Origin of the sequence: Shewanella sp. S23-S33 (assembly GCF_043359565.1) — a bacterium.
Lineage (GTDB): Bacteria > Pseudomonadota > Gammaproteobacteria > Enterobacterales > Shewanellaceae > Shewanella > Shewanella oncorhynchi.
On record NZ_JBHFFD010000015.1, the window covers coordinates 35,631 to 53,327 of the forward strand.

Genomic DNA, 17,697 nt, shown 5'->3' on the forward strand with positions numbered 1-17,697 from the left:
CTTGCCTAGGAGGTATGTTCAGGGTAACATGCCCCCACTTTGACGAGGGTCGTTAGCTCAGTCGGTAGAGCAGTTGGCTTTTAACCAATTGGTCGAAGGTTCGAATCCTTCACGACCCACCAAAGCTTCATAGATTTCACATCTCAAGATTTTTTTATAATCCAATAGAAATATCTATCTAAATTCAATTCCTGACTAAATAAAAGCAATTTACATAGAAATTTGATTACTCAGTGGTGTAGTACTCGCACACCACCAAATCACTGACTAGTAACCTTAAATGATCAAATCTCTCCCTCTCCAGATTCTTTCATGAATTCGGTGTAGTATTTCTGAGTTCGATTAAAATGTACCCTCAACATTCTACGCTGCTCAGAGTTGTTTTTAACTTCTAGAATATGGCTAAACAGGTGGGTCAAGTGCTCCATTTGTCGTGGTAATCTTCGTGCAGGATCTTGCCTAGAAGAGATTTCTTCAATAGACATAATTTTCACAACTTGTTTCTCTGGAATGTTTGGTAGGTCTGAAGTTTTTGCCGGCAAATTACCGTTAACCAAGGGATTTTTTTCATTGTAAAAATGAATTAGGTAATTCTCTAATTCGTTTATAGCTTTTTTCTGAGTACCTTTTTCCTCTTTAGTTGAAATGTTGGTCAGCTTCTTACCTAGTGGCCAAGCCCACACCTCACTTACTTCCCATATATCGAGCTGTCGGTTAGCAATAACATCACTTCTTGCGCTCGTAAGATGCCTTTGTACCCGCGTTCTAATCCCATCAGCAGATTGCCCAATATAAAGAGGGATACCATCTAAATCGCAGAGAGCATAAACACCAACATCAGTAATTAACTTCTCAAGCGCCTTACTTCTTTGCACTTTTACATCACGGCTCATCTAGGAATCCACTCCCTTTTAAAAACAAATCAATTTAAACAATTATAACTTTAATGCAATTTGTAACATAATGAAATTTGGAATTAGGGGATCACCAATAGGTAGAACATCCACTCGAATGAAAAGTTATGTCATTGGCTTCATCTTGACTAGTTCGAAGTTCATCTTCCGAGGCGAAGCGCTCCATTTCAATTTTTCCATTCGCATAGCGAAATAAGAACGTATGGCTGAGTGCCACCGAAATGGAATCTGACCCGAAAGCAAAATATTCGTTTGGGGACTCCATTTCGAGATGCACGGAGACACTTTGAATATTGTGCTTCTCAGCAAGGAATGCGAGTCTGTTGCTTAATTTTGCACGCTCATTTCCACGGTTGATCTGCTGTGATGCACAGTCAAAGTACGCTATCAGCGCACTTTCAACGACGACACCTTCTTCTTCAGTAGGAATTTCGTCAATCATTGAATTCGCAACCACGAAGTGCAATTGATGGGCGTTGTTCTTTGCGTTCGACATTACTTTAAACAGGTTTATGAAGACAAAAAAATCGTTCTCTTCATTTGACACATTGTACAGTGTATCTGTGATACCGCGATGCTTTCGGCTGAGAGGCCTGTCGGCAGGATCTTTGGTAATGCCTACGTAGTGCACCTGTGTAGAAATTCCGATCCAAATATCAAAGGTTTGAAGGAAGTCGTGAATGGAGAATGTTTGTGAAACCTTCGCGCAGTGAATTATGCGGATAAAGCGTTCAGACACCTCTATTCTGGGAGTTAACGTTTGCCCTTCTGCGCTTTGGAATTTGATTTTGATTTTGTAGCGTTTTCTATCTCGTCCTACCAGAAGGGTAATGATAATCCACTTGTTCCAAAATGAATATTTCGGCGGGCGCGTAACGTCGAAGCGGACTTTAGTTCGGGACGCAAAGAAGTAAATAAATCGTTTCTCTAGGGTTTGTTCGACTGTAGCCCTGAGGTCTTCTAGTTGCGAGGAAATGCTGTCTTTGGTATTTACGAAGTCCGGCGGATTAACAATCAGGTCGTACCAATAACAAGAAGATTGCTGAAGCGTGATGTGCCAATTCTTTGTCGACTCAGCGTAAGCTGGACTACCCACAAGATTATCTAGATAGCCACGAGTCACAAGCGCTACTCCTATGATGTATAACGCGTGAATTCAGGTGCGCCAAAGGCGAACCGCTAAAACGATGAAACGATGAAACGACGAGTTATGTGTACACTTATACACCGATAATGTCACTAGTAATGATGTAGTGACCTCTTTCATTGGCTTGACCATTAACAATTAAATTAGAAGCAAGATCTAAGATATAATCTTGGTTTTCGTCAAAGTTTATTTCTGCTTGCTCTATACTATCATTAGTATCGTAATAGTCATTTATTGCGATTCGTGTAACGCCACAATTATAAAATTTCCCATTTTCATCTGAAACAGAGAACCCTAAAGTATCAGTCCTGAAGTCCCATTGTGTTTCTAATATCTGTAACTCCATAATTACATTTCCTTTCCATATTTTATTAACACGCATTATTTAACGATTGTATTGCAAAGAATCTATCAGTTTTTTCTCAAATAAACCATCCGGGAAAATGCGTATGCACATTTTCCAAATCTATTCTCTGACCTTACTTTACAGAAACGAATCGCCACCGTTACAGTGGCCACTGTAGTGACCAAACAATTTGGCCATTACACTGCAAGCAACAATTATCATACTGCTCTCTCTCTTCAGTTTTGCATTTTAATTATCATTAAAGTGCAGTTCTCGCGAGTTTTAGCGCTTAATCGATGTGTTTTGCGCATTATCGTGACAAACTTGTCTCAAACTCGATTTATGTAGAAAATGTGCATAAATAGTCACACATCTATCATGTCTTTAATGTTTCACTCTTAAAATCAAGTCAGACTGAACTCAGAACAAAGTATCGCTTAACAGCTTTGTATTTGTAGAGCTCCTTAATTGCCATGATTAAAGTCTAAGCTTCTTACTTAATGGCCAAATTCACGATACCACTACAGTATGCCTGAAACAAACCATGTAGTTTAATATTTGAACAATTTTAAGGGTTTTGTTTCCTAAGGAAATAAAACCCCCAATATCATTAACTGCAGTATTTAGTACTGTAAATTGATAATATCACTAAATTGTAAATACTCTTTAGTTTCAAATTAATTAGAGTTAAAGTAGCGAAAAATTTAAACAATAAAGATTGTTCGCCTTAATGGAGGTGTTAATAGCATGTTATATGAAGACAACGATTCCCAAGTATTAAAGACTTCGTGCGGTAATTTACTGAGGGCGTTGCACTGTAATTATTATTTTATGATAAATATAATCTTGAATTCGTGAATTTTATGATTTTGGTGATGGTTGCATTATGATGAATGTATTATGGTGCGGCGCGTTAAATTGAAGTATGGAGGTGCAATAAATATGGATTTTATAAGAGTTTTATTTTTCATGGTGGTGTTTGTTAGTTTGTTTTCTGAAGCGGATGAAGCATCAATAACAGATCAGGTCAAAACATTAAGTAATGATAAATTAAATATCAATGGGGATTTTGGTGATCACTTTGATGTATCATCAGGTACCATGAGTTTTTCGCGTAAAGATGGAGATATCCCTGGGAATTTTCCAATTGAAGTGAGTTATAGGCTTAAATATAACGTGAATTTCCCAATCGTTCATGGTTGGCAAGAGGATGTGCCTAGAATATGGTTAAGTTATGGAAAGGCATCGCATGGCTATACAAAAGGGAGTCATAGCAATTTACCCCTATCGTGGAAAATTGGTCAATATTGTCGTGGTGGCGAGCAATCAGCAGATAGAACGTCGAATACAGCAATGCAAGGACTGAATAATACTTATGCTTTTTCTCAAAAAAAACTAAGTGTGCCCGGAAGGATAAGTGATGAAGAGCTGCTAATACCTGACGAAACTAATAGTTCATATTCTTCGGCAAAATATATAACAAAATCAAATTGGAAATTTGAATGTTTTTCTTCAGAAAATGGGGTTGATGGTTTCAAAGCCATTTCTCCTGAAGGAATAATATATTATTTTGATCAAATAGGTAGTTTTCTTAGCACAATAAAACGGGAAGATGGATTACCAAGTGTGAGCTATTTTCTTGGCCACGCTACAACAAGTATGTATTTTTTCCGTAAACCCATCGACCCCTACGAAATGAAATATGCAGAATATTCATTATTTGTTAGTAAGATTGAGGATAAGTTTGGTAATTGGGTAAAATATGAATATGACCATACTCAGATAACGGATATTGAGAGAGATACGTATAACCATTTATCATTAAAAAGAATTATTAGCAGTGACAATAGAGAGTTAAGCGTAACCAGAGCTGGAAGTGATACAGTTCTTCACTCTTCAGGCCGTATTTGGAAATATATCAACACAAGTACAGACACTTGGGATTTAAAATTACGTAATAATCTGTTAGTGACTCAGCCTGATGGGAAAACGTGGACATATGACCTACATTCGACAGATGTTGATTGGGTTGGAGACTCATCAGGAAGGTACACTTGTGACAGAGCTTTTGCCCCCGATGAGTCTCGACTGAAACCTATGATAATTAAGAACCCATACGGTTTAGAAATGAAGCTAACTTATAAATACATTAGGAGTGATGTCTCTAATATAGAAGCGAGAAAAGTAATTTTCCCAGAAAAAAGATGTCATTATACTTTTGCACTAATGAGTAAGTCAATCACATCGAATAATGACAGTTACGTATGGTCTTATGATTATTCTAATACATTGGGTGCTTTTGATATAGAGGATGGAGCAGGTCCATCAGGTAGTTATTTAACAGGCTCTGTGCCAAATGGTGTTAACCCTCAACACACTAAAACATTGACAATAAATAATCCTGATGGTTCTTTTGTAAAGCATTTTATTAACAGAGCGTCAAATACATATCTTTTCGGGAGTATTTTGGCTACTGAAGTGTACAATCGCAATGCAAAAGAACCAAGTAGAACAGTTATGTATGAATATGAACGGACTCGTCATAAAGGAATTCCAAAAGATTATTCCAAGAGCAAGGATTTGTTAATATACAGTCCATTAATTAAAAATACTAAAATTATTGAAGATCAAACCACTTACTTCTCTAAATTTTTATACAACCAATTTGATGGTATTATAAGTGTGACGAAATACGACCCTTTAAATTTAGAGAGGAACACACAAACAGATTATTTCCATGACGTTAAAAACTGGCACCTTAATCAGGTTTCAAATATCAAGATTTCTGATGGTGACAACAACACATCGACTACTAGTTATATATATAAAGAAGTAGGTCCAAAAAACATACCTCTGGTCGCAGAGGAGTTAATGCATGGAAAGTCATTAAAAAACTTTACATATCATTCAGATGGCAATATTTTTTTAACTAATTATGCAGGCTCTAATAAATATACAAAGCAAGAAAACTACTACCGTGGAAAAGCGCAAAAAATAACTCTTCCCTGTGCAATAACTAATGGTTGTAACACTGCAAACGGCAGTACATCAAACACCATCGTTGCTTTACTAGAAGTTAATTCTGATGGTACCACTAAAAGTGTCACAGACTTTAATGGCAATAATGCGTCTTACACGTATAACCGCATTGGTTGGTTAACAAAGATTGACTATGCAGACCCTAAGTGGGCTGACAAAGTCATCAGTTATGCTGTTGTTACTAGTCTAGGAGATGGAATTAGTGGCAGTGATGTTGCTCTCGGTAGCCTGCGTCAGACTATTTCACAAGGGAATTACGAAAAACGGGTTTATCATGATGGTATGTTGAGGCCTGTTTTGACACAGGAGCGTGATATATCCACCCCATCAACGGCCAGATATCAATCGCTTGCATATGACCATGATAATCGTCAAACATTAGCCAGTTTCCCAAGTTCCGATGCAAGTAACCGGATTGGAATGGAAACTGAATATGATGCTTTGGGACGAGTAATTACTCAGACTCGAACGAGCGATGGTAGCGTCAGTCGTCGTGAATATCTTTCAGGTAATAAAGTTGTCGTTACTGATGGAGAAAACAATACAACCACAACAACTTACCTTGCCTACGGTGAACCCTCATTTGATAAACCGACTTTAATCGAGGCACCTGATACGGATGATGTTGCAATTGATTATAATGTATTTGGCCAAATGACAAGCATTAAGCAAGGTAATGTGACTGAAACGCGAATTTATGATACTTATCAACAATTGTGTAAGCGGGTGCGTCCTGAAACGGGGATTTCGGCATTTGGTTACAATGAACAGCGCCAACAGATATGGCGTGCAGAAGGGACTAACGGCTCAACAACAGCTTGTGATGCAAGTGCAGTCCCTGCGACACAAAAGGTATTATTGAGTTATGACAACTTAGGTCAGTTGAGAACCGAAAACTTTCCCGATACGACGCCCGATAAAACCTATAGCTATGATGGTAATGGTAACTTGATCTCTTTACTGGCTGGTTCAGTAAACTGGACGTATTTGTACACTAGCTTGAATACTATCGAAAAAGAAACTCTCGCACTCGATGACAAGAACTTTGTACTGGACTTGGAGTATAACAATCTAGGGGGACTGAGCTCGATTAAATACCCTTCCGGAGGAATAGTTGATTTTGCACCTAATGCACTGGGGCAGGCGACTAAGGCCGGAAGTTATGCTTCTGGGGTAAGTTACCATCCCAACGGACAGATTAAGCAATTCACGTATGGTAATGGCATTATCAGGAATATTGCGTTAGACACGACAGGGCGTATTGATGCGCTGACTGATATCAAAGCAGGCTCTGTCAAGAATAGCCTTGAGCTAAGTTATAATTACAATGACAATTTAGTAAGTTCGATTGATAATGTAGATAGTCTTAATGAAATCGACAATATGGCATATGATGGCATGAATCGTCTTATATCTGCCGATGGGAGATGGAGTGCTGCTCGTTATACATATGATGGTCTTGGAAATATTACCCTTCGCAACATAAGCAACTCAAAAATAAAATACCACTACAACGATCTTAATCAATTAAATAATATTAGTGGCGCATATGCATATAGCTACAAATATGACAAAAGAGGCAATACTATTAGCAATGGTCGTTATGATATTAGCTATAACCTTGGTCAGCAAATGACTTCAGCTAAAGGGATTAGCTATGTCTATGATGGTCATAATCGAAGGGTTAAACAAACTAAAGCAGATGGTTTACATTATTCTGTATACAGTCAAGCTGGGCAGTTATTGCATCGTGAAGCTGCGAATGGGACGAAAACAGATAATATCTATCTAGGGAAGCAGTTAGTCGCAGAGGTTGACAATGCAGAAAGTCATTATATAAAGTTTGAGAGAGCTAATCCTCCAAAAGTATGTAGACAAGTACCTATTCCTGGTTCGAGCAAAACTAAACTAAGCTGCACACAAGATAAAAAAGGATTTAGTTGGATAACTCTGAATGTCAGTTCATGTACAGGGAAAGTTCAACGTTTAATAGGAACAACAATTAATGGTACGACAGAAATATCAGGCACGTCTGGCAGCTTGAATTTAGGACAGTATTTTACATTAAATGTAACCATGACATGTCTAACAAATTCTAATCAAACTATAACTGCGAATTATAGCTTGTAGATCTATTAGTTAGGGGGAAATATGAAATATAAAAGCTTGATATTTTTTTGTTTAATTTATATAGCTTCTTTTAATCTCATGGCTAGTATTGTGCGATATCAGCACACTGATATGCTAGGTTCAGTTATATCTGAATCTGATGAGTCGGGTAATATTACCAGCCGCAGCCAGTATGAACCCTTTGGTAAACGCATGGGCGGCGACAAAGATGGTATTGGATATACTGGACATCAACATGATAAAGACTTAGGTTTAACGTATATGCAGGCACGATACTATGATCCACTTATTGGTCGCTTCTACGCGAATGATCCTGTTGGATTCAGGGATGTGCATAGCTTTAATCGGTATGCCTACGCCAACAACAATCCGTATAAATACGTTGATCCCGACGGAAATGACGTTGTGTTTGCGGTTACCCCTAATGCAGCCGGTGGAAACGGCCATACATCTTTATACTTCCAAGACGGAAAAGGTGATTGGAACGCCTTTAACCAAGGTGCAGCGGGCGAAACTGCTAGTGGCGGTAATCTAGGTTTTCTAATAGGGCAGGATGCGTCTGCTGGAGTTTCAATCCAACAAATAAGTGCTGACAGTGTTCCAACTGATGGGCTAAGAATATCAACTACGAGTGAGCAAGATGCTCAAATTTCATCAAGTGCCGAAAGTAGTATGTCTGCTCATAATTCTGGAGAAGTTAAATACAATATCTATAGCAACAACTGCACTGATGCCGCTGTTAATGTGGTTAACAATTCAGGTGCTGGAATATCTGTTTCTAATCCAGCTACGACGGTTAAACCTAACAGTTGGATTAAAGAAGTAAAAGAGAATCCAGATTCTGTAATAATGGGTAAAAATGAAGAAAATTAATCTACTTTTATATGCAATTGCATTCATGCTTAATGGGTGTGGAGAAGCTAATGATATGTCAGAAATTTACTTTGAATCTAAAGAAGTAAAAGTGTCTGTAGTCTTATCAAAAGTTGAAAAAGATACAAATGCTAATTATTCAGTCATTTACGGAAAAATTGCATTGACACCACAGGCTTCAGTGAAGAATTACGTTGATTTGAGCTGTTTTCAGCTTGGCTTAGGCAGCGAGACCACATCAAATATTTATATTGATAGTGTTGCTAGTTTTAACCCTGAAAGAATGTTGTTAAATCAAGATGGTAAACTGGATTACAAAGTACATTGGAATATTGATATGCAGGTTGAAACCGAGGATTTAAGAAGATTTAGTATAGTTAAAGTCAAAGAGAATTGCTTGTATTGACATAATAAAAATGACTTTAAACCCCTACCATTTCTGGTAATGGTAGGGGCTTTTTGTTGGAGCTGTTGATTAAATCATTTCATAGAACGTAATCATTCCAAGGCTTCTGCCCGATTGAGCAACTTGCTTGTGAACGGGCTTACCCAGTCTAACGACTTTGTTCTTCGCCTTTACACCGGCCAATGCCTCTGAAACTTGTGCATTGTAATCACGCAAACTTAGCATTGGACTATTCAACTGTTTATATCGGCTCATGGCTGTCTCTGTTAGAAAGCACTGGTGATAGCCGTTATCGATTTTCCATTGTTTCAGCTGACCCGCTTTCAGTACTTCAACCGCTTCATCGCTCGAATGCCCCTTTTCCCATAACCCCGCATTTGAGCGTGGTGGGATGGTATCTTTGCAGCCTTTACGTCGCAGTAATTGATAACAACCCTTTATATTATTAGCCCCATCTGCCGATACCTGAGCTATTTTCGCCGTAAAGGATTGAGCAAGGTCGACAGGTAAATAAATCCTGCCATTCATTTTGATCAACAACATAATGCACTTTCGATTTACCTCCAACCCGCTCTGGCTAAAATGACTTGCATTAGAGTCATCAAAAGTCGCAAGATAGCCTCTCTGAGGCAAGATAAAAAAGATGGGACATGCATAACTTCTAGGGTTGAACGAGGTCCTTTCACATTAACTTTTCTATAGCTAAATTATGATTCATCCTATTTACATTTTGAACTATAAAACAGGCTTTAGGGCAGAACAGACTATCATCAGTCTGTTCTGTTATAGACGAGGAATTTAGATCAAAAAGTCTTCGATTGAACGGCCATTTTCAATTTGTTGTTTGAAAACAGTTGGCATTCTACCTTGCCCTGTCCAAGTGACGGTTTCGCACTCAACTACAATTGAATATTTAGCTGGGCGTGGTGCTCTTGCGCTTTTTACTTTAGCAGTAACACCGCCAAGATCATCAAGTGACAAACCAGCTGACTCAATCATCTTCTGGAGTTCTGCAATTTTAGCGATACGCTCAGCATTTGCTTCTGCTTCAGCATTCGCTTCTTCTTCTCTTTCAGCAACGATCTTCCCTAACTTTTCGTACACATCTTTTAGTTCTGCAACAGATAACTCTTTAACAGAAGCTTTTAAACGACGAGCATGTGTTAAAATCTCTAAAAATTCAGACATTGTATTTCCCTAATAAGTTTGTATCGCAACAATATAGCTGATTTTCAATTTGTAATGAATACACAAAGAGATTCCATTTAATAGTTATTAAAGTGCACTTTTAGCGTGTTTTAGCGCTTAATCTAAGTATCTGTATGTACTTCTGCTGATTTGAAGTAAAACTGATTTTATGCAAAATACAGTGCATAAGTAGTCATATTTATGTCTATATTAGCTTGATATAGATAAAAATGAACATTTTACTCCAAATCAAGATCGCTCAATAATAGTCAACTAAAAAATTTTAAAAGAGTTATTCAAAATAGATTTTTTAAATAGCTCTTAAGTTTAGTGATTTTATATAGAACTCAATAATTAATTTTATAAATAGTGTTCAATTGCATATATGTAAAGTATGCAGTTGCCAATGAACACAACACTAACTGACTTAAATCTTCATTAAACGGGTAATTTTTATAAACCTCTAGAAGTTCTCCATTACAATCTTCTAATAGATAATCTAGTACTTCTAGAATTTCATCGTATTTTGCACAAAGATCCGGATTATAGCTAATCGGGAATGAGGTATGAGCTAACTTAGATTTTTCTGATTTTAATACTGTTTGAGCATCTTGAAGCATTGGTTTAATTTTTATGAACATCGTTTGATATCTAGATAACCATCCGTTTTCGTCCCATGCTTCGTGCCAAACCAATTTCCAATCTTTGACTTTAACTCGTTTGATTAATTGATAACAAACCCAACGAAATGCTGGAGAAGATGTTATTGCTGATGACTTGGAAGGAATACCAAATACGCCTTCAAAATCATGATATGCACCATCTGCTTTGTTTAATAGTTTTTGATATTCACTTTCACTTAAGCTACCAATTCCATGTCTTATCACAGAAAGTATGGTGCGGCGAGGTGTGCCTCCCCAAGAGTTATTATTAAAGCTATGATTTGCTAACATTTCACTACCATTAGAGAGAACGTGACGTAACGGTCTTGGGTTACAGCCCCCTAAGTTATAGTTATCTTTGGCTTCTAGTTCACTTGCCCAATTTACCCACATACTATAGCTAAAATCAGACAATTCTCTTGTTGTAATACTCAAATTTTCAACTACTTTTGTGTACTCTAAAGATGCAGAATTATGATGAACAGCTAGAGCAGTTGACTCTGCTATTGAAGTTGATCGCTTACTTATACGTAATGAAACAAAAGCTGTAATTGCTGCTGCTACTGAAGCAACTGCAGACATGAAAGATGGAAAAAACTCAAACCAATCCATATTATTCTCTATAAGCATACTGATATTAGATGCAGTTTTTATGATACTTAACTATTTAGTTAGATTGTTAACCTATTGACTTTAATTGTTTTAGCTCAAAATGTAAACTCATTATGCTCTAATGTTTGTTACAGATTTTTGGTATAGATAAACCTAGGTCTTATGATATATACAGCATCTTAGTTGGTTAATTTAATAGTACTTGCTAATAAAGCCAGAATTCAGATAATAACTGCGACACTCTAATTTCCCCTTGAGTTAGATTAGGTTATTGTGGTTCATTTACTTATCTTGAATATGCTACTTACATTCTAAATTGTTTGGTTTATCCACACACTTCGTTGGTACTGGTGATTTAGGGGAAAACCAATAAGGAGGTGTATAGGCCATATTCGCCTCCTCATGAATTTTTATAATCTCTATCTCATTTAGTGAAGGTTCAACTTTATATTGATACTTGTAAAAGCACTTACTAAACTCTATTCGATGCTCAAGGCTACTAAACTCTAGTCCTTTTTTGCCTGCTAACTCTATACACTGCAAAGTACCTCGATGATTAGAGATAGCTCGAACGAGAGCCTTATCTCTATTTTGTTCGTGTTTGTAGTGATCGTAGACAGTTTTTATTTCTCGTCCAATAAGGAATACTAGATAGACTGAAATAATTAACACTATCAATAACACTAGTGGTCGAACGTATTGTTTAAGGTTATAAATGTTAAAGTTTAGAACCTTTGAAAATATTTCCTTAAGTGTTAATGATTTTTTGTTTTTTCATGACTTCCAATACCATTTATCTATTGATTTATGACAAATTACATATGTGACGTATATATCAAAACTCCATTTTTGACAATAAATACAGAAAGGCACTCTTTTATGAAAAGTGATACGTCCCTTCTAAAGTCCGTACTATTTTAATATTACTGTGACCGAAAAAATTGGCCAACTTGATATATGTTATGTGAAAATACCGTACATATCATCAACTCTAAACAAACTGCATTTAATAATAGTTAAAGTGCAATTTCTGAGTGTTTTAGCGTTTAATCGACGTACTTTGCGCATTATCGTGACAAACTTCTCTCAAACTCAGTTTATGCAGCATAATATGCATAAATAGTCACATACCCATCAAATTTTAATGTTTCACTCTTAAAATCAACTCAGACTGAACTCAGAATAAAGTATCGCTTAACAGCTTTGAATTTGTAGAGTTCCTAAATTGAGATGAGTAAAGTCTAAGCTTCTTACTAAAGGGCCAGATTCAATGTGCCACAACACAAAGCAGAAGCCACCAACGAAAACACAATTAAATGATAAAATAAAAATCAAAAAAAACAATAACCGCAACAAAACAAAATAAAATCAAAAACAACTTGATCACAATAAAAAAACAACATGGCCGCGAAATACATTTCTTTATTATTGGATATCAATAAATTTAAGTCATAAAAAGAATTGGCACTAAAGTATTATTTCAATTTGATACATTTGAAACTAATGTGTTTCAAATAAGCAACAGGTAACACCATTACCATTGCAACTGCTAATTATTCAAGCCAAAATGATGCAATGTTAAAGGGAACTTATGTCAAATCTATTTCGTCAGCAGGTTGTAGACGAACAAAAACAACGGCTTTATGGAGATATATCTTTAGCTCAACCTCTTTCTATATATACCGTATCCCTATCTATATTATTAATAGTTACTGCGATTATTTTATTTTTATATTTTTCACATTACGCTCGCAAGGAAACGGTTCGCGGATATTTAGTGCCTGACAAGGGTGTGATAAAAACCTACGCTAATCGCAGTGGCAATGTGGATATCTTGCACGTAAAGGAAGGTAGTGATGTCAATGCAGGCGACCCATTAGTCACCGTCATAATAAGAAGCAGCATGGCATCTGGTTTTGAGTTAAGCGAAACACTGATAAGTGAGTTAAAACAACAGCAAAGTATTTTAAATCAAGAATTAGATAACAACATAGAGCTGAATGCAGCCGAGACTCTTAGGCTAGAAAAAAGGTTGTCTGACTTATCAGAATCGATGAAGGTATTATCTAGACAAAAACAGTTGTTAGCAGAAAAATTAAACATACAAGTTGCACAGAAAACACAACACGACAAGCTCTACAAAGATGGTTATTTATCAGAGCTTGATTATCAGCTTCAATTATCAAAATTAATTGAAGTAAAGCAAGAAGTAGAAAACTTAGAGTCGAACAAAATATCGATTGACCGCGAGTTAAATCAAACTCACTCTGAATTAGTGAGCTTACCGTTCCAATTTAATTTAAAACAGTCAGATGTTCATAAGCGCCAATCTGATATTCAAAGACAATTAAATGAAGCGGAGAATAGTTACAAATTTGTTATAATCGCTCAAGAATCAGGTACTGTGGCGGCAGTAAGTGTTGTTGAGGGCGAGTTTATTGCAAGTAATCGTCCATTAATGAGCATTATCCCAAAGGGCTCTTCATTGGTAGCAGAGTTATTACTACCAACAAGAAGTGCGGGGTTTGTTAAACAGGGTGATGAGGCTAGATTGCGCTTTGATGCATTTCCTTATCAACGGTTTGGTTTTCTGCACAGTGAAGTATTGCGCGTAGATAAAGCGCTACTACTCGATGGCGAAGCCGATTTACCCGTTAAGTTATTAGAGCCTGTTTACCGCATAAGGACAACCTTATCCGCGCAAGATATGCAGGCTTATGGTGAAGCATTCCCCCTTAAAAGCGGCATGCTCTTAGAGGCTGACATCGTTCTGGACAGGCGCACGTTGCTCGATTGGCTACTTGACCCAATTTACAGCCTGCGTGGAAGGGTGAGTTAATGACAATTGCAACTGACAAACATGCCGCCTTGATGGCAAGCGAGAGCAATAGTCCCGTTGACTTACTTGAGTTCTCTGGCAATAAGCGTGTGCCACTTATTTTACAAGCTGAAATGGCTGAATGCGGCCTTGCCTGTATGGCGATGATAGCAAGCTTCAACGGTCACAAGTTAGACATGGGGGCGTTACGCAAGCGCTTCACCGCTAATTTAAAAGGGATGAATTTACAGCAGTTAATTGCGCTAGGTGATTCCATTGGCCTTTCAAGCCGAGCGCTGAAATGTCCGCTTGAAGAAATAGGTAAATTAGCTTTACCTTGTGTCCTTCACTGGGATATGAACCACTTTGTTGTACTGACAGGTGTAACCAAGAAGAACATCAGCGTAAATGATCCCGCTGTTGGCAAGCGCACTTTATCGCTACAAGAGTTTGCCAAGCATTTTACGGGCATTGCGCTTGAACTGACACCGACGAAGGCATTTGTAAAGCAAGATGAGCGCCAACAAATGCGCTTAAGCCAATTGTGGACCAAAATCAGCGGTGTAAATGCTGCATTAGTTACGCTATTTGTGCTGTCAGTACTGCTACAAGTATTTGCTTTAGTCACACCTTATTACATGCAATGGGTGGTTGATGAGGTATTAGTAAGCCAAGACCAGCCTTTGCTTATTGTACTGGCAATTGGGTTTAGCCTACTGGTGGCCATTAATGTATTTACCACCAGTGTGCGTAGCTGGTTAGTGTTGAGAGTATCGAGTCTACTGAATATGCAAATGGGGGTAAATTTACTGCGCCACCTCCTGCGCTTACCCATGAGCTATTTTGAAAAGCGTCATATTGGTGATTTAGTGTCTCGTTTTGGCTCGCTGGCACAAGTGCGAGAACGGCTAACGACGGGTCTAGTTGAAACGGTTGTTGATGGTGTGATGTCAATTGCGGTTTTGGTAATGATGCTTATTTACAGCGTAAAACTGACACTTGTCGTTATAGCTGCTGTGGCATTATACACCTTGATGCGTTTTGCATTATATCGCCCATTGCATAGAGCCACCGAAGAGTCGATTCAAGCTCAAGCTAAGGAGCAAAGTAATTTTTTAGAAAATATCAGGGGCATTCAAACAATTAAGTTGTTTACCTGTGAAAGTGCGAGACAAGGTATTTGGCAAAATCGTTACAGTGAAGTCATTAACGCAGATATTCGTTTAGGTAGGCTAAAAATCAGCTTCGATGCGATGAATAAACTGTTGTTCGGTATTGAAAATATCATTGTGATTTACTTGGCGGCAATGATTGTCATGAGCGGTGGCCTCACCATCGGCATGGTATTAGCCTTTATTGCTTACAAAAATCAAATGACTGATCGAGTGGCAAGCTTAATTGAACAGTTAATTATGTTTCGTATGTTGCGATTACACCTTGACCGTATTTCTGATATCGCTCTTCATGAACAAGAGGCGCATCAAGAGAGTTTTACACAGCTCAACATCGTTAAAGGACGCTTAAGTTTAGAGAATGTCAGCTTTAGTTACGGAATGAATGAACCTGAAGTGATTAGTAACCTTAGCCTTGATATTCAGGCCGGTGAATCGGTAGCTATTGTAGGGGCTTCTGGCTGCGGCAAGACCACCTTAGTGAAGTTAATGCTGGGCTTGTTAATACCAACGAATGGACGTGTTTTGCTTGATGGACAAGATATAAACCATATTGGCTTAACCCAGTATAGGCAACAAATCGCAGCCGTTATGCAGGACGATACCCTGCTATCAGGCTCAATTGCTGACAATCTTACTTTTTTTGACCCAGAGCCTAATTACGTGAAGATGCAACAATGCGCGCAGCATGCAGCGATAGATATGGATATTGCACGTATGCCAATGGGATATAACAGTTTAGTGGGCGATATGGGTAACCAATTTTCCGGTGGGCAAGTGCAGCGCTTATTGCTTGCGAGAGCCTTATATCAGTCTCCCTCGATTTTGTTTATGGATGAAGCAACAAGTCATCTGGACATTATGAATGAAGCAAAAATCAGTGAGCAGATAAAAGCACTGAGCATGACTCGCATCATCATTGCCCATAGACCAGAAACTATTAAACAGGCAGATAGAGTGGTCTTAATGCACCAAGGGAAAATGATGAGTGCAGAAGAATTACAGCAAGCCCAGCCGGCATAGTAATGCCCAGAGAATGACTTAAGATAGAAAAGACAAGCATTTTAGACTGTTAGATGACATTGACATAGTCATTTAGCAGGTTAAAACAAAGGCCAGGTAACTTTTGCCGGAAACCGAGCCTTTGGAAAGCCGCTAATAAGGATAAACCGACTTAGCAAACATAACGTTAAAATTCTAATGAAAGGAAATCATTATGCAAATTAATTCTGAAGAAAACAAAAAAATCGAAACTCTAACAACTGCTCAGCTATTAGAGGTTAGCGGCGGTGCAGTTTGGCATGCTTACCTTAACGTTATAAGCGATCATAATATGGGAGCTGGATATGGCTATCAAACAGGTGGGACTGATTTTTTTCCGACTTGCGATAGAATAGACTAGAATATTATTTATTAACCCGCCTTAAACAAGGCGGGTTTAAATACGATTTTTTATAATTTCTACGCAAAAATATTGGGACTGAATATTATATAGGCTTATAGTAATGTATAAAAAATCATCAACTATAGTGTTATTGGCTTTCTACTTTGCTTTAAACACTATATTAATTAGATTATTTCAATTGCCATCGAGTTTTGAATTGATGGATTTTTATATTAAATCACTTCCTCTTACATCTTTTTTGTTTATTGTTTTTTTGTGTTATTTTTCAGGAGAAAAGATTTTTTTTATTCTACCATCTTTTTTAGCAATATTTTTTATATGGTTTTATTTTATTAAGAATTTCTCTGCAATTATATTAGGATATGTAGTGATTGGTGTTATAAGTTCATCTATGTCACCCACTATAAACATCTCCGATTATATCATGTATAAAACAGGGAAGAATATTGAAAGAAATAAAATAGTCAGAGTGAAAAATATTCCATCACCTGATGACTCAAGTTTTATTACTGTTGGAAAAAGAATTGCAGCTATTCCTGGTGATGCTGTTTTTGTTTGTGATTTTGAAGTCTACATTAATGAAATTACATTTTATAAAAATCCAAAGCCAATTTCTGAGTGTCTTCATAAAGAAAACATATTGATTAAAAATGGCGAAATTTATCTTTTAGGGGATAATAAATTCGATAGTTATGATTCTAGATACTTTGGCACCGTGAGTATAGATAATGTAGATGGAATGGCGCAATATAAAATATCTACGGATTCAAAAGTCGTATATTTATAAGTAAAAACTAAAGCCAACATTAAATTAAAATTTATAAATATGAATTAACATTCACTTCAAATTGCTTTATACATAGACAGGGAATCGTTAAGTAGACAACTAGAATTGTTTTAATTGGTAAGGATGCATCTAAGGTAAGCAAAGTCCAATGACTAATTCTACAAGTCCAGTCAGCATCTTAAGTAGGACTTAATATAG

12 protein-coding genes, 1 tRNA gene and 1 pseudogene are annotated in these 17,697 nt (G+C 37.2%); 8 read left to right on the forward strand and 6 right to left on the reverse strand.

Annotated features, from left to right (window positions below; all coding sequences use genetic code 11):
- The first annotated feature begins 46 nt into the window (after window positions 1-46).
- Window positions 47-122 (forward strand) — tRNA-Lys (locus ACHA99_RS04655).
- Between the two features lie 162 nt (window positions 123-284).
- On the opposite strand, the gene ACHA99_RS04660 is transcribed toward ACHA99_RS04655, so the two are convergent.
- The 3 genes from ACHA99_RS04660 to ACHA99_RS04670 all read right to left on the reverse strand — a co-directional run bounded on the left by ACHA99_RS04660 (window position 285) and on the right by ACHA99_RS04670 (window position 2,407).
- On the reverse strand, window positions 285-893 hold the full coding sequence (locus ACHA99_RS04660; RefSeq protein WP_393941340.1) for a GIY-YIG nuclease family protein: 609 nt from the start codon (window positions 891-893) through the stop codon (window positions 285-287).
- A 91-nt stretch (window positions 894-984) separates the two neighbouring features.
- Window positions 985-2,037 carry a hypothetical protein gene (locus ACHA99_RS04665; protein WP_393941342.1) on the reverse strand — a complete coding sequence of 351 codons (1,053 nt, stop codon included), beginning with the start codon at window positions 2,035-2,037 and terminating at the stop codon, window positions 985-987.
- Window positions 2,038-2,134: 97 nt separating this feature from the next.
- A complete protein-coding gene (locus ACHA99_RS04670; protein WP_393941344.1) occupies window positions 2,135-2,407 on the reverse strand; it encodes a hypothetical protein in 273 nt (90 codons plus the stop codon).
- A gap of 942 nt (window positions 2,408-3,349) precedes the next feature.
- On the opposite strand from ACHA99_RS04670, the gene ACHA99_RS04675 reads away from it, so the two are divergent.
- Genes ACHA99_RS04675 through ACHA99_RS04685 form a run of 3 tightly spaced genes read left to right on the forward strand, consistent with a single transcriptional unit; the run spans window position 3,350 to window position 8,855 of the window.
- Window positions 3,350-7,576 (forward strand): RHS repeat domain-containing protein, encoded by a 4,227-nt coding sequence (locus ACHA99_RS04675; protein ID WP_393941346.1) that lies wholly within the window; start codon window positions 3,350-3,352, stop codon window positions 7,574-7,576.
- 21 nt (window positions 7,577-7,597) lie between these two features.
- On the forward strand, window positions 7,598-8,449 hold the full coding sequence (locus ACHA99_RS04680; RefSeq protein WP_393941348.1) for an RHS repeat-associated core domain-containing protein: 852 nt from the start codon (window positions 7,598-7,600) through the stop codon (window positions 8,447-8,449).
- Window positions 8,436-8,855 carry a hypothetical protein gene (locus ACHA99_RS04685; protein WP_393941350.1) on the forward strand — a complete coding sequence of 140 codons (420 nt, stop codon included), beginning with the start codon at window positions 8,436-8,438 and terminating at the stop codon, window positions 8,853-8,855. Before ACHA99_RS04680 ends, ACHA99_RS04685 begins: the two co-directional genes overlap by 14 nt.
- Window positions 8,856-8,924: 69 nt before the next feature.
- Here ACHA99_RS04685 and ACHA99_RS04690 read toward each other — a convergent pair.
- The 3 genes and pseudogenes from ACHA99_RS04690 to ACHA99_RS04700 form a co-directional block, all read right to left on the reverse strand.
- A pseudogene (locus tag ACHA99_RS04690) lies at window positions 8,925-9,361 on the reverse strand (IS5/IS1182 family transposase); the annotation flags it as partial.
- 292 nt (window positions 9,362-9,653) lie between these two features.
- Window positions 9,654-10,043 carry an H-NS family nucleoid-associated regulatory protein gene (locus ACHA99_RS04695; protein ID WP_393941352.1) on the reverse strand — a complete coding sequence of 130 codons (390 nt, stop codon included), beginning with the start codon at window positions 10,041-10,043 and terminating at the stop codon, window positions 9,654-9,656.
- A 347-nt stretch (window positions 10,044-10,390) separates the two neighbouring features.
- The gene (locus ACHA99_RS04700; protein ID WP_393941354.1) at window positions 10,391-11,317 is read right to left on the reverse strand and encodes a hypothetical protein; all 927 of its coding nucleotides are present in this window, start codon (window positions 11,315-11,317) and stop codon (window positions 10,391-10,393) included.
- 1,591 nt (window positions 11,318-12,908) lie between these two features.
- Here ACHA99_RS04700 and ACHA99_RS04705 point away from each other — a divergent pair.
- The 4 genes from ACHA99_RS04705 (at window position 12,909) to lepB (ending at window position 17,499) form a co-directional block, all read left to right on the forward strand.
- Window positions 12,909-14,156: an HlyD family efflux transporter periplasmic adaptor subunit gene (locus ACHA99_RS04705; RefSeq protein ID WP_219235991.1), complete on the forward strand. Its 1,248-nt coding sequence runs from the start codon at window positions 12,909-12,911 to the stop codon at window positions 14,154-14,156.
- Window positions 14,156-16,330, forward strand: a complete 2,175-nt coding sequence (locus ACHA99_RS04710; protein ID WP_393941356.1) for a peptidase domain-containing ABC transporter — start codon at window positions 14,156-14,158, stop codon at window positions 16,328-16,330. The genes ACHA99_RS04705 and ACHA99_RS04710 overlap by 1 nt, the downstream gene beginning before the upstream one ends.
- 193 nt (window positions 16,331-16,523) lie before the next feature.
- Window positions 16,524-16,709, forward strand: coding sequence for a hypothetical protein (locus ACHA99_RS04715; RefSeq protein ID WP_219235988.1), 186 nt, complete (start codon window positions 16,524-16,526; stop codon window positions 16,707-16,709).
- Between the two features lie 103 nt (window positions 16,710-16,812).
- Window positions 16,813-17,499: a signal peptidase I gene (gene lepB / locus ACHA99_RS04720; protein ID WP_219235986.1), complete on the forward strand. Its 687-nt coding sequence runs from the start codon at window positions 16,813-16,815 to the stop codon at window positions 17,497-17,499.
- The last annotated feature ends 198 nt before the right edge of the window (window positions 17,500-17,697 follow it).